Origin of the sequence: Kitasatospora sp. NPDC058162, assembly GCF_042884005.1 — a bacterium.
Classification (GTDB): Bacteria; Actinomycetota; Actinomycetes; order Streptomycetales; family Streptomycetaceae; genus Kitasatospora.
On sequence record NZ_JBHVUS010000008.1, the window covers coordinates 169,877 to 182,785 of the forward strand.

The following is a 12,909-nucleotide window of genomic DNA, read 5'->3' on the forward strand; positions in this document are numbered from 1 at the left end:
CGCTCATCCCAAGGACGACCGGCGCCCCGCCGACCGCACCAACTCCCCCAGCACGGCCACCCCTTCGGCGATCCCGCCCGGTGAGCCGGCCGCGTAGCCGAGCACCAGACCGGGTGGGTACGGAAGGCGGGCGTGCCAGGACAGCGGCTGGGTCTTGACCCCGCGGGCGAGCGCCGCCGTGGCCAACTCCACGTCACTGCAGCCGAGTTGTTCCGGCAGGGTGAGCATCAGGTGCAACCCGGCGGCCGCGCCGTGCACGGTGGCGGTGGGGAGGTGGGTGCGGATGGCGGCGATCATGGCGTCCCGACGGCGGCGGTGGCGACGGCGCAACAGCCTGAGGTGGCGCTCCAGTTCGCCGGACTCCATCAGCCGGGCCAGCACCAGTTGGGGCAGCACCGGGTTGCCGAGGTCGGCGAAGCGCTTGGCGTCGAGCAGGGCCGTCCGCAGTCGCGGGGGCACCAGCAGCCAGCCGGTGCGCAGGGCGGGGGCGAGCAGCTTGGAGATGCTGCCCGCGTAGCAGACCCGGTCGGGCAGTTCGGCCCGCAGGGCGGGGACGGGCGGTCGGTCGTAGCGGTGCTCGGCGTCGTAGTCGTCCTCGATGACCAGTCCGCCTTCGCCCGCCCAGCACAGGAGTTCACGGCGCCGCTCGCCGCCGAGGACGACGCCGGTCGGGTACTGGTGGGCGGGGGTGAGCAGGACGGCGGGGGCGCCGGTAGCGCGCAGCGCGTCGACCCGGATGCCCTCGGCGTCGACCGGGACGGACGGGGTGGCCTCGAGCCAGTGGGCGAGGTGCTGGCGGGCGCCGAGCGAGCCCGGGTCCTCCACGGCGACCTCGGTGATGCCCACCCGGCCGAGGGCACGGCCGAGCAGCGCGAGCGCCTGGGCCGTCCCGGCAACGACCAGCACCTCGTCGGGGTCGGCACGGATGCCCCGGTTGCGGGCGAGCCAGTGGGCGACGGCCTGCCGCAGGACGGGGGTGCCGCGGACGTCGCCGTAGCCGAGGTCGGACGCGGCGAGGCCGTCGAGGACGGCGCGTTCGGCGCGCAGCCAGGCGGCGCGGGGGAAGGCGGCGAGGTCGGGCACGCCGGGGGTGAGGTCGATCCGGGCGGGGGCGGCGCGCAGCTGGTCGAACACCTCGGCGTCGGGGTCGTCCCGGAACAGCGGCGGAAGTTCACTCAGGACGGCCTGCGGGACGGGCTGCGGGGCGGGGTGCGGAACGGACTGCGGGACGGCGGGCGCCGGGCCGAGCACGACCGTGCCACCCCTCCCCCGCCCGGCGAGCTGCCCGGACTCGGCGAGCCGCCGGTAGGCGTCGGTCACCACCCCGCGGGAGACGCCGAGTTCGGCCGCCAGCACCCGGCTGGCGGGCAGCCGGCTGCCCGCCGGGAGCCGCCCGTCGGCGACGGCCTCGCGCAGCCGGTGGGCCAGCCAGTCGGTCAGGCCCCCGGGCGGGGCTTCGGCGGCGTCGAGCTGGAGGAAGTCGGCACCGGTCTCCCCGGCCTCCCCGGTCTCCGCGGCTGATCCGTCCGAGCCGTCCGAGCCGTCCGGCCGGGCCGCATTGGACCTGTGGTTCCTGGTGTCTTTGGACCTGTTCACCGGACCATAGTGGCGCGAAGGTGGAGCCATGACCACCGAAACCAGCCCTCACCCCGCCACCCCCTACGTCCACGGCTACTCGGACACCGAGGCCCAGCGCCTCGGCGACCAGGCCGACACCCTCGCCGAGTTGCTGCACGCGGGCACCGCCTACCCGGGGGGCAGCCGGGTGCTGGAGGCGGGCTGCGGGGTGGGCGCGCAGACGGCGCACCTGCTGGCCGCCAGCCCGGGCGTGCTGCTGACGGCGGCGGACGTCTCGGCGGAGTCGCTGGCCCAGGCCCGGGCCCGGATCACCGCTGCGGCGCCGACCGCCCGGGTCACCTGGCACCACGGCGACCTGCACCGACTGCCGTTCCCGGACGGCGCGTTCGACCACGTCTTCGTGTGCTTCGTGCTGGAGCACCTGCCCGACCCGGCGGCCGGGCTGGCCGCACTGCGGCGGGTGCTGCGGCCGGGCGGGACGATCACGGTGATCGAGGGTGACCACGGCTCGGCCTTCTTCCATCCGGAGACCCCGGCGGCCCGTCGCACCGTCGACCACCTGGTCCGACTCCAGGCCGGGGCGGGCGGCGACGCCCTGGTGGGGCGTCGGCTGCACCCGCTGCTGACGTCGGCCGGCTTCGCGGACGTGACGGTCCGCCCCCGTACGGTCTACGTCGACGGCGGCCGCCCGGCCCTGGTGGAGGGCTTCACCCGGCGGACGTTCGTCCCGATGGTCGAGGCCGTCCGGACGGAGGCCCTGGCCGCCGGGCTGACCACCCCGGAGGACTTCGACCGCGGCATCGCCGACCTGCGCCGGGCGGCCGAGCCGGGCGGGACCTTCCACTACACCTTCTTCAAGGCGGTCGCGGTCAACCCCCGCTAGCGCTGGCCCACCGGATCCGCCGGTGGCGTCGGCCGGTCCGGCAGCAGGCCGAGCTCGGTCATCCGGTCGGTGATCACGTCCACGCAGGCGGGGATGCCGGGCGGCGACTCCGGCGACGCGTCGCGGATCGCCTTGATCGCGTGGACGTGCCGCCGCGCGGTGAGGTGCTCGTCGACCGTACGGCGGACGGCGGCGGGGAGTGCGGACCAGATGGGGTCGTCCATGGCCGCCATCCAAAGGGAAGGCCGTAGCGCCCGGCAAACGATTAACGGCAGGTCAGCCGGAGGTGTCGTCCCCGAGGTCGGCGAGCAGGGCGCGCATGGCGTCGATGAGTGCGGCCTTGCGGGTCTCGTCGAACCCGGCCAGCATGCGGTGCTCGTTGGCGATGTGGTCGGGGAAGGCGCGGTCGATCAGGGCGTGGCCCTCGGGGGTGAGTTCGACGTCGCGGCTGCGGCGGTCCTGGTCACTGCGGGTGCGGGTGACCAGGCCGCGGGCCTCCAGGCGGTCGAGGCGCTGGGTGATCGCGCCGGAGGTGACCATGGCGGACTGCATCAGGCCGGTGGGGGTGAGGCGGTAGGGCGGGCCGCTGCGTTTGAGGGTGGCGAGGACGTCGAAGGAGGGCGCGTCCAGGCCGTGTTCGGCGAAGGTGCGGTTGAGCTCGGCGTCCACCAGGCGGTAGAGGCGCTTGATCCGGCCGAACACCTCTATCGGGGAGACGTCCAGGTCGGGGCGCTCGGCGTGCCATTGCGCGACGACGCGGTCGAGATGATCTGCCACGGGTCCAGGGTAGGCGATGCCGACCGGATTCCTTAGCAATGAGGTAACTGTGAGCCACATCACCGGTGGAATCCGCCGCAGAATGCCTTAGCGCTGAGATATATTGGCTTAGTGCTAAGCAATCGCCTCGCCGTCGTGCTGGTGACGGCCCTCGCCCCCGCCGTCTGGGGAACGACCTACCTCGCCACCACCGAACTCCTCCCGCCCCACCGTCCGCTCCTCGCCGCCGTCATCCGCTGCCTGCCCGCCGGGCTGTTACTGATCGCCCTCACCCGCACCCTGCCGAAGGGCGGCTGGTGGTGGCGCGCACTCGTCCTCGGCGCCCTCAACATCGGCGCCTTCCAGGCCCTCCTGTTCATCGCCGCCTACCGCCTCCCCGGCGGGATCGCCGCCACCGTCGGCGCCGTCCAGCCCCTGATCACCGCCGGACTCTCGGCCGGGCTGCTCGGCGACCGGCTCACCCTGCGCACCGTGCTCTCCGGCATCGCCGGCGTGGCGGGCGTCAGCCTGCTGGTGCTGCGCGCCGACGCCCGGCTGGACGCGGCCGGGGTCGCCGCCGCCCTCGGCGGGGCGGTGGTGATGGCCTTCGGCGTCGTACTCTCCAAGCGCTGGGCCTCCCCCGCGCCGCTGCTCGCCACCACCGGCTGGCAACTCACCGCCGGCGGCCTGCTGCTGGTGCCGGTCACCCTGCTCGGTGAGGGCGCCCCGCCCACCCACTACACCGCCGACAACCTGCTCGGCTACGCCTACCTCTGCCTGATCGGCGCGGCCCTCACCTACGTGATCTGGTTCCGCGGCCTGCGCGCGCTGCCGCCGACCTCGCTGTCCTTCCTCTCCCTGCTCAGCCCGGTGGTCGCCACCCTGGTCGGCTGGCTGGCGCTCGGACAGGACCTCAGCCCGCTGCAGGCGCTCGGCGCGCTGATCGTGCTCGGCTCGCTGATCGTCGCCCAGACCCAGCGGAACCGCCCGGCCGCCCCGACCCCCACCGGACCAGGACCGGACCTCCGTCCGGACCCGGTACGCGAGAACGCCTGACCCGTACGAACACCTGACTCCGTACGGACGCAGGACCCCGCACCACCACGATCCCGTTCAGAAGATCCACGAAGATCCACGAAGAGCCAAGAAGATCCAAGGAGAAACCTTCATGCGCATCACCGTGTTCGGCGCCACCGGCAACGTCGGCCGACGGGTCGTGGCCGAGGCGCTCGCCCGCGGCCACGAGGTCACCGCCGTCGTCCGGAACCCCGCCAAGCCGCACGGCCTGCCCACCGAGGTCACGCTCGCCGTCGGCGACGCGGGCGACCCCGGGGACGTCGCCCGGATCGCCGCCGGCCAGGACCTGGTGGTCACCGCCACCCGCCCGGCGCCCGGCCGCGAGCACGAACTGGCCGCCACCACCCGGGGCCTGCTGGCCGGCCTGGCCGGGACCGGTGTGCGCCTGCTCGCCGTCGGCGGGGCGGGCAGCCTGACCGTGCCGGGCACCGACGGCACGATCCTGGTGGAGTCGCCCGGCTTCCCCGCGGAGATCCGGCCGATCGCCCTGGCCTGCGGCGAGCAGTTGGACCTCTACCGCGCGGACGGGGACGTCGACTGGACGTACCTGAGCCCCGCCGCCCTGCTCGAACCCGGGGTGCGCACCGGCCGGTTCCGGCTCGGCCGGGACGAGCTGCTGCTGGACGCCGAGGGCAACTCGGCGATCTCGATGGAGGACCTCGCCGTCGTGCTGCTCGACGAGGCCGAGCGGCCCGTGCACCGGCGCAGCCGCTTCACCGCCGCCTACTGACAGTCCGCCTGCTCCCGAAGCCTCTTGAGGCCCGTGGTGCTGGATACCCCCCGCCCGGGGGTGTATCCAGCACCACCCCGAACACGGTGTCCTGCATCATCGTGCGTCAACCGCCCGGTCGGACAGGATCGTTCCCGTGAACACCACCGCATCCCGCAGCCGCCGCGCGGCCGTCGTCGCCGCCACCGCGCTCCTCGCCGGCCTTGCCCTGCCCGCCACGGCGAACGCCGACTCCGGCCGCAACCCGGGCGACGCCGAGCGCACCCCCGCCCGCTACACCCAGCAGACCCTCGACTGGCAGCCCTGCGCGGGGCAGCCCGCCCTGGAGTGCGCCACCATGGCCGTGCCGCGCGACTGGCACCACCCCGGCGTCGGGGCCGATCTGACCATCGCCGTGTCCCGGCACCGCGCCACCGACCCGGCGCACCGCAAGGGCGCGCTGATGGAGACGGCCGGCGGCCCGGGCGGGCAGGGCCTGCTGCGGCCGATGGACCTCGCCCAGGGCGCCCCCAAGGTGGCCGCCGCGTACGACATCGTCAGCTTCGACCAGCGCGGCGTCGGCCGCAGCACCCGTGCCGCGTGCCAGACCCCGGAGGAGTTCCAGGAGTTCCTGGCCGGGGACTACCGCGACCAGTCCCCCGAGGCGATCGACCAGGTCATCGCCAACTCCCGCAAGCTGGTGGAGGGTTGCGAGAAGAACAGCGGCGACCTGCTGCCCTTCCTGACCACCGAGCAGACCGCCCGTGACATGGACCTCTACCGCTCGCTGCTCGGCGAGAAGCGGATCAGCTACTACGGCGCCTCCTACGCCACCATGATCGGCGCCTACTACGGGACGCTCTTCCCGCACCGGGTCGAGTGGATGGTGCTGGACAGCAACATCGGCTTCGAGGGCACCTGGGAGCAGTACGAGCTGGGCCAGCCGATGAGCTTCCAGCGCCGGTTCGAGGAGGACTTCCTGCCCTGGATGGCCGCCCGGGACGCCACGTACCACTGGGGCTCGACCCCGGCGGAGGTCGGGGCGCACTGGGAGCAGCGGCGCGCCGCCCTGCACGACCAGCCGATCACCGACGGGTCGTTGACGCTCGGCCCGAACCAGCTGGACAACGGCACGATCAACGCGATCTACAGCGAGAAGGCCTTCCCCCTCCTGGCGAGCGGGCTGACCGCCCTGGACGACTGGCAGGGTGCCGATCCGACCGCCAAGGAGACCGCCCGACGGCTGTTCGGCCAGTACCTCAGCCCGGAGTTCCTCGCCGAGTACTTCTCGGTGACGTGCGGCGACACCCCGTGGACGAAGGACCTGAACACCTGGATCGAGCGCGGTGCGGAGAACACCGCCCGCAACCCGCTGATCGGCGCCCGCACGCTCGCGTTCAGCTCGGTCTGCGCGCTCTGGCCGACGGCCCCGGCGCCCGAGGTCAAGGTCACCGGCGCCCACCTGCCGCCGGTGCTGATGCTCAACTCGCTGCACGACCCGGCCACTTACTACGAGGCGGCGCTCGGCGCGCACCGGGCGCTGCGCGGCTCCGAGCTGGTGACCGTCACCAGCAACGGCAACCACGGCCAGTACCCGGGCTCCGACCCCTGCGTCACGGACACCGTCGAGCGCTACCTGCTGGACGACCGGGCGCCCGGGCACGACCTCACCTGCCCGGTGCCGCAGGCCGGTTGAGACCCGGCGCGGTCAACCCCGTGGTCGACCACGGGGGCTCCGGCCCGGAGCGGTCAGGAGCGGCGCTTCGGCCGGAGCTTGCCGCGCAGGTGGTCGGCGGCCACGGCCAGGACGACGAAGCCGCCCACGGACAGCTTGATCCCCGCCTTGGCGACGATCCAGCCGATGCCCGGGACGGTCCAGCCCAGCCAGTGGAACGAGGCCAGCAGCGCCGCACAGCCGCAGGCGATGGCCACCACGGTGACGGCGACGGCGGCGACCCGCGACAGCTCGCGCGGGCTACCGTCGCCGTCCTCGCCGGAGACCGACGCGGCCGTGGTGTCCGACGTGTCCGGAGTGCCCGAGGCGTCCGAAGTGGCCTCCGCCGCAGCCTCGTTGGCAGCGCCGCCAGCCGCACCGTCGGCCGCCGTGCCGCCCGTCTCGTTCGTACCCCGATCACTCATGCGCAGATCATACGACCTCACCGACAGGAGTGGTGGGTGTCCCCGAGGTGCTCCCCGGTCTCGTCGTCGGGGAAGCTGACGGCCATGGTGACGCGGTACTCGAAGACGTCGTCCCGGTGTCCCGGCACCCGCGCCCAGGCGAGCGAGTGCACCTCGGCCTCTGGGGCCTGCCGGCACCAGGCGGCGGCCTCCTCCAGGGCGCGCGCGGCCGAACGCCCGGTGCACACCACGGCGGTGTAGGCGGCGACCGCAACGTCCCCGCCGGTGGCACGCCCGCTCCGCGACACCGCCCGGACGGCGGCGGCGGCCTGGGTCAGGTCACGGGCCAGGTCGCCCACCACCCGAGGGGGTGCCGGCAGGACCACCGCCCCCTCGGCGACGGTCTCCGGCAGGTTCGCGCTCACGGTTTCGGCCTCCATCCGCATGGTCACGCGGCACAGCATGCCGGACCGGGTTTCCTGGCATGCCCACTTTCACCTGAACGTCATCCGTCCAGGGCCGAGTTGGGGACGCCCCCTGGCGCCGGACCGTCCGTTCCTGCTAGGGCGGGCCCGCCGCACGGGCGGACATCGGGGCAGGTCAGAGGGGTCGACCGCAGGCGCCGCCGGGGAGCCCGAAACGACGCCCACGCACCACCCCCGCGCTTCGAACCGCCCGTCCGACCGCCGGGGCGCCCGGACGTCCGGCGTTGGCCTCCCGGCCAACTCCCGGTACCGACAGGGGAGATGGGGTACGAGGCGGATGCCCGGGCACGGCCGCGGACCGGCCGGACCCCGGCTGAGGTGCCGCGTTAACCCCTCGATGGGTTACCGGCCGCCTCCCGTCCATCCTGTCCCTGTCAGATCGTCGTGATACTAATCGTCCCGGCGGCGAGTACCGCCGATCGGCGGGCGGGCACGATGACGAAGGCTCAACCGTTCCGGGAGGGTCCGGACGGCGACGGGGAGGGGCAGCAGATGGCGGCGAGGATCGGCAGCGCCAAGGGCGGGCGGAAGGTACGGCTCGGCAAGCGGGTCACGGGCACGGCGGCGGCGTTCGCCGCCCTGGCCGCGCTGACCGGCTCTCAGGTCTCGGGCCTCGGACTCGCCCAGGTCGCCGCCGCCGACGCCGGACCGGCTCAGGACGGCACCGCCGCCCAGACCCAGGGCTCCTCCGCCACCCCCTTCGGCGGCCCGGCGGCCGGCGTCCCCGGCACCGCGGCCGACGGCGGCAGCGCCGTCCAGCTGCCGCAGCCGCCCGGCACCCAGCCCGGCCTGCCCGCGGCCGGCCCCTTCACCGCCAACGGCCCCTCGCTGCCCGCCACCGTCTTCGCCGCCTACCAGAAGGCCGAGGCCTCGCTGGCGCAGCGCTCGCCGGGCTGCCACCTGCCCTGGCAGCTGCTCGCGGCGATCGGCCAGGTCGAGTCCGGCCAGGCGAACGGCGGCAAGGTCGACTCCGCCGGCACGACGCTCACCCCGATCCTCGGCCCGGTGCTGGACGGCAACGGCTTCGCCGCGATACCCGACACCGACGGCGGCCGCTACGACGGCGACTCCCGTTGGGACCGCGCGGTCGGCCCGATGCAGTTCATCCCCTCCACCTGGGCCGCCTGGGGCGTGGACGCCACCGGCAAGGGCACGGCCGACCCGAACAACATCTTCGACGCGGCCGAGACCGCCGGCCGCTACCTATGCGCGGGCGGCCGGGACCTCTCCGACCCGTCCCAGCTGGACCGGGCGATCCTCAGCTACAACAACTCCACCGAGTACCTGCGCACCGTCCGCAACTGGATGGCGCACTACGGCAGCGGCCAGGTGACCACCGTCGCGGACCGCCCGGGCGGACCGGCCGTGCCCGGCACCTCGCCCTCGCCGTTCCTCCAGCCGTCCGGCGGCGGCACGGGCACCACCGGCAACTCGGGCACCACCGGCACCACCCCGACCGGCGACGGCGGCACGGGCACCGGCCCGACGCCGAGCACCCAGCCGACGGTGCCTCCGGTGACGCCGACTCCGACGCCGTCCGCGACGCCCACCGACGCGGCCACGCCCACCGGTTCGCCCTCGCCCTCCGCCAGCCCGACGGCCACCCCGACCGGTACACCGACGACGCCGACCACCACGCCGTCCGGCAGCGCGTCCCCGACGGCCACGCCCAGCGGCACGCCGTCCGGCACCCCGACCGGTACGCCGACGTCCTGCCCGAGCCCGACGGCGACCGCGACGCCGACCACCACGCCGTCCGGCAGCGCGTCCCCGACGGCCACCCCGACCGGCACGCCGACGGCAACGCCGACCGCCGCCCCGAACTGCCCGACGCCCACGCCCAGCGGCAGCCCGAGCGCCACCGCGACCCCCGCGGCCGGCTCGTCCACCGCGCCGAGCGGCACGCCGAGTTCCTCGCTGTCGCCCTCCCCCTCGGTGCCCGTGAAGCAGTAGCACCCGCGCACAGCACCGCCGACGGCGGCAGGACGGCCCGAGAGCCGCACTGCCGCCGTCGGCGCGTCCGGACGGCCGCTAGATCCTGTCCAACCCCTGGATCCCCAGGCCCCGCGCCGCCCGGTGCTCGCGCCAGCGGCCGAGCATCCCGTGCAGCTCGTCGATCATGAACTCGAAGAAGGCCGCGCTCTCCGCGAGCCGCTCCCCCGCCACCGTGCCCCGGCCGACGGTCAGCTCCCCCTCCTTCATCACCCTGATCCAGCGCAGCAGGATCTCGTCGCGCCGGGTCAGCGATTCGAACCAGACGTCATTGAGCACCCGGTAGCGGTCCCGGCGGGATCCGGGCTCGCGCTCCTTGGCGACCAGGCCGACCTGGATGAGGTAGCGCATCCCGCCGGAGACGGCCGCCGGGCTGATCTGCAGCCGCTCGGAGAGCTCGGCGGAGGTCAGCACACCGCTCTCCTCGGCCATCAGGCAGGAGAAGATCCGCGCGGGCATCCGGCCCATGCCCGCGACCACCAGCTCGGCCGCGAACCGCTCCACGAAGTCCGCCACGGCCTGGTACTCGTGCCACCTACCCGGCCCCGGTTCCGTGCCCGGCTCCGCGCTCGGCTCCACACCCCGCTCGGCGTCCTGCTCCGTCTCCCGTTCCACCGCTCTCCCCTTTCCGGAGATCATCCGCCCCCCTTGATCGAACTTTAACGCCTTCCCAATATTCACGTTTTTCTGAAACTACGGTAGCTTCAAGAGTATGACCAAGGCCATCATCCTGTCCGGCCTGCGCAAGACCTTCGGCCGGACCACCGCGCTGGACGGCCTCGACCTGACCGTCGAGACCGGCGAGGTCCACGGCTTCCTCGGCCCCAACGGAGCCGGGAAGTCCACCACCATCCGGGTCCTCCTCGGCCTGCTGCGTGCGGACGGCGGCAGCGCCCGGCTGCTCGGCAAGGACCCCTGGGGCGACGCCGTCGAACTGCACCGCCGCCTCGCCTACGTCCCCGGGGACGTCGAACTGTGGCCCAACCTCACCGGCGGCGAGGCCATCGACCTGCTCTCCCGGCTGCGCGGCCGGCTCGACCGGCGCCGCCGGGACGAGCTGATCGAGCGCTTCGACCTCGACCCGACCAAGAAGGGCCGCAGCTACTCCAAGGGCAACCGGCAGAAGGTCGCCATCGTCGCCGCGCTCGCCTCCGACGCCGAACTCCTGCTGCTGGACGAGCCGACCTCCGGCCTGGACCCGCTGATGGAGGTGGTCTTCCAGGACGTCGTCCGCCAGCTCAAGGCCGAGGGCCGCACCGTCCTGCTCTCCAGCCACATCCTGGACGAGGTGGAGAAGCTGGGCGACCGGGTCAGCATCATCCGGCACGGCCGGGTGGTGCAGAGCGGCACCCTGACCGAACTGCGCCACCTCACCCGCACCACGGTCGAGGCGGAGACCGACCGGCCGGTGGCCAGCCTCGACGCGCTGACCGGCGTGCACGCCCTGCGCACCGACGGCCGGCGCGTCCACTTCGCCGTGGACGGGGCCCGACTCGACGCCGCGGTAAGGAAGTTGAGCGAAGCTGGACTGCGCAGCCTGGTCAGCCACCCGCCCACGCTGGAGGAGCTGATGCTGCGCCACTACGGCGACGAGCTGGCCGCCAACGGGCACCGCGCCGACCCCGAGGCCGTCCGATGACCGCCACCGCCGCACCCACCGCCCGGCGCGCCGCGCCGGACCGCGCCGACGGCCCCGCCGTCCTGGCCGGCACCGCCACCCTGCTGCGCTTCGCGCTGCGCCGCGACCGGGCCCGGCTGGCCGCCTGGGTACTCGGCCTCGGGCTGCTCACCCTGGCCACCGCCAACAGCGTGCACACCATCTACCCGACCGCCGCCGACCGCGCCGCGATCGCGCGCGGCTCGGCCGGCCCGGCCGTGCTCGCGATGACCGGCCCGGCCCGCTACCTGGCCGACTACACCTGGGGCGCGATGCTCGGGCACCGGCTGCTCGGCCTGCTGGTCGTGCTGGCCGGACTGCTGAGCGCGCTGACCGTCACCCGGCACACCCGGGCCGAGGAGGAGAGCGGCCGGGCCGAACTGGTCCGCTCGGCCGCCGTCGGCCGGCATGCCCAGCTGGCCGCCGCGCTGGCCACCGCCGCCGTCGCCGACCTCGCCCTCGGCCTGCTGCTCGCCCTGGGCCTGCCCGCCCTCGGCGTCCCGGGTCTGGGCACCGGCAGCGCGCTGCTCTACGGCGCGGCGACCGCCGTCGGCGGGCTGCTGTTCGGGGCCGTCGCCGCCGTCACCGTCCAGGTCTCCGCGCACACCCGGACGGCCTCCGGGCTGGCCCTGGCCGTGCTCGGCGCCGCGTACGCGCTGCGCGCCGCCGGGGACGCCGGGGGCGGCGGCCTCTCCTGGGCCTCCCCGATCGGCTGGCTGCAACGCTGCTACCCCTTCGTCGAGGACCGCTGGTGGCCGCTGCTGCCCGCGCTGGCCCTGGCCGCCGGCACCGCCGCGGCCGGGTTCGCGCTGAGCACCCGCCGCGACTTCGGCGCCGGGCTGCGCGCGGCCCGCCCGGGCCCTGCCACCGGCGGTCCGTTCCTGGGCACCCCGCTCGGCCTGGCGCTGCGGCTGCACCGCGGTCTGATCGGCGGCTTCGCGGCGGCCATGCTGCTGCTCGGCGCGATGTACGGGTCGCTGCTCGGCGACGCCGACTCGATGCTGAAGGACGTCGACCAGATCAAGGAGGCGCTGGCCCGGCTCGGCGGCCACACCCTCGCCGACTCCTTCGCCGCGCTGACGATGCTGGTCGTCGCGGTGGTCGGCGGCGTCTACGCGGTGCTGGCGACGCTGCGCCCGTACGCCGAGGAGAGCGCCGGGCGGGCCGTGCCGGTGCTGGCCACTGGGGTGTCCCGGTCCCGCTGGCTGGGCGGGCACCTGGCGGCGGCGCTGCTGGGCTGCACGGCCGTGATGCTGGCGGCGGGCACGGGCTTCGGCCTGGCCGGGGCGCTCTCCACCGGGGACGGGGGCGTGTTCCTGCGGCTGGTGGGCGCGGCGCTGGCCTTCGCGCCCGCCCTCTGGGTGACGGTCGGTTTCGCGGCCGCCGTCTACGGCTGGCTGCCCCGGGCGCTGCCGCTGGCCTGGGCCGTCCCCGCCTACGCGTTCGTGATCGGCTACCTGGGCCCGCTGCTGAAGCTGCCCGCGGGCCTGGACGGCTTGTCCCCGTTCGGCCGGGTGCCCCGGCTCCCGGCGGCCGGGATGGACTGGACGCCGCTGGCGGTACTCACCCTGGTCGCGGCGGCGCTGATCGCGCTGGCCCTGGCCGGGTTCCGGCGCCGGGACGTCGACTGACGGTCGCGGCGCCGGAACCCGGT

13 protein-coding genes are annotated in these 12,909 nt (G+C 74.7%); 7 read left to right on the forward strand and 6 right to left on the reverse strand.

The annotated features are described in order from the left end of the window. Positions 1 to 3: 3 nt before the first annotated feature. Entirely contained in the window at positions 4 to 1,596 is a 1,593-nt protein-coding gene (locus ACFVXG_RS18325; RefSeq protein WP_387928711.1) for a PLP-dependent aminotransferase family protein, read from the reverse strand. Positions 1,597 to 1,624: 28 nt separating this feature from the next. On the opposite strand from ACFVXG_RS18325, the gene ACFVXG_RS18330 reads away from it, so the two are divergent. Continuing rightward, complete coding sequence (locus ACFVXG_RS18330) at positions 1,625 to 2,461, forward strand: L-histidine N(alpha)-methyltransferase (protein ID WP_387928713.1); 837 nt, start codon at positions 1,625 to 1,627, stop codon at positions 2,459 to 2,461. Here ACFVXG_RS18330 and ACFVXG_RS18335 read toward each other — a convergent pair. Both ACFVXG_RS18335 and ACFVXG_RS18340 read right to left on the reverse strand, forming a co-directional pair. Beyond that, entirely contained in the window at positions 2,458 to 2,685 is a 228-nt protein-coding gene (locus ACFVXG_RS18335) for a hypothetical protein (protein ID WP_387928715.1), read from the reverse strand. The genes ACFVXG_RS18330 and ACFVXG_RS18335 overlap by 4 nt on opposite strands. 52 nt (positions 2,686 to 2,737) lie before the next feature. Then, positions 2,738 to 3,238 (reverse strand): MarR family winged helix-turn-helix transcriptional regulator, encoded by a 501-nt coding sequence (locus tag ACFVXG_RS18340; RefSeq protein ID WP_387928717.1) that lies wholly within the window; start codon positions 3,236 to 3,238, stop codon positions 2,738 to 2,740. Positions 3,239 to 3,349: 111 nt separating this feature from the next. On the opposite strand from ACFVXG_RS18340, the gene ACFVXG_RS18345 reads away from it, so the two are divergent. The 3 genes from ACFVXG_RS18345 (at position 3,350) to ACFVXG_RS18355 (ending at position 6,699) form a co-directional block, all read left to right on the forward strand. Further along, positions 3,350 to 4,273, forward strand: coding sequence for an EamA family transporter (locus tag ACFVXG_RS18345; protein WP_387928718.1), 924 nt, complete (start codon positions 3,350 to 3,352; stop codon positions 4,271 to 4,273). A 112-nt stretch (positions 4,274 to 4,385) separates the two neighbouring features. Then, a complete protein-coding gene (locus ACFVXG_RS18350; protein WP_387928720.1) occupies positions 4,386 to 5,024 on the forward strand; it encodes an NAD(P)-dependent oxidoreductase in 639 nt (212 codons plus the stop codon). Positions 5,025 to 5,160: 136 nt separating this feature from the next. Further along, positions 5,161 to 6,699 (forward strand): alpha/beta hydrolase, encoded by a 1,539-nt coding sequence (locus tag ACFVXG_RS18355; RefSeq protein ID WP_387928721.1) that lies wholly within the window; start codon positions 5,161 to 5,163, stop codon positions 6,697 to 6,699. A 53-nt stretch (positions 6,700 to 6,752) separates the two neighbouring features. On the opposite strand, the gene ACFVXG_RS18360 is transcribed toward ACFVXG_RS18355, so the two are convergent. Both ACFVXG_RS18360 and ACFVXG_RS18365 read right to left on the reverse strand, forming a co-directional pair. After that, on the reverse strand, positions 6,753 to 7,142 hold the full coding sequence (locus tag ACFVXG_RS18360; protein ID WP_387928723.1) for a hypothetical protein: 390 nt from the start codon (positions 7,140 to 7,142) through the stop codon (positions 6,753 to 6,755). Between the two features lie 17 nt (positions 7,143 to 7,159). Further along, complete coding sequence (locus ACFVXG_RS18365; protein ID WP_387928725.1) at positions 7,160 to 7,546, reverse strand: hypothetical protein; 387 nt, start codon at positions 7,544 to 7,546, stop codon at positions 7,160 to 7,162. Between the two features lie 495 nt (positions 7,547 to 8,041). Between ACFVXG_RS18365 and ACFVXG_RS18370 the strand changes: the two genes are divergently transcribed. After that, positions 8,042 to 9,559, forward strand: coding sequence for a lytic murein transglycosylase (locus ACFVXG_RS18370; protein ID WP_387928727.1), 1,518 nt, complete (start codon positions 8,042 to 8,044; stop codon positions 9,557 to 9,559). A 78-nt stretch (positions 9,560 to 9,637) separates the two neighbouring features. Here the strand turns inward: ACFVXG_RS18370 and ACFVXG_RS18375 are convergent, their stop codons facing one another. Beyond that, positions 9,638 to 10,213, reverse strand: a complete 576-nt coding sequence (locus ACFVXG_RS18375; RefSeq protein ID WP_387928728.1) for a GbsR/MarR family transcriptional regulator — start codon at positions 10,211 to 10,213, stop codon at positions 9,638 to 9,640. Positions 10,214 to 10,310: 97 nt separating this feature from the next. On the opposite strand from ACFVXG_RS18375, the gene ACFVXG_RS18380 reads away from it, so the two are divergent. Both ACFVXG_RS18380 and ACFVXG_RS18385 read left to right on the forward strand, forming a co-directional pair. Beyond that, a complete protein-coding gene (locus tag ACFVXG_RS18380; RefSeq protein ID WP_387928730.1) occupies positions 10,311 to 11,237 on the forward strand; it encodes an ABC transporter ATP-binding protein in 927 nt (308 codons plus the stop codon). Then, entirely contained in the window at positions 11,234 to 12,886 is a 1,653-nt protein-coding gene (locus tag ACFVXG_RS18385) for an ABC transporter permease (RefSeq protein ID WP_387928732.1), read from the forward strand. The genes ACFVXG_RS18380 and ACFVXG_RS18385 overlap by 4 nt, the downstream gene beginning before the upstream one ends. The last annotated feature ends 23 nt before the right edge of the window (positions 12,887 to 12,909 follow it).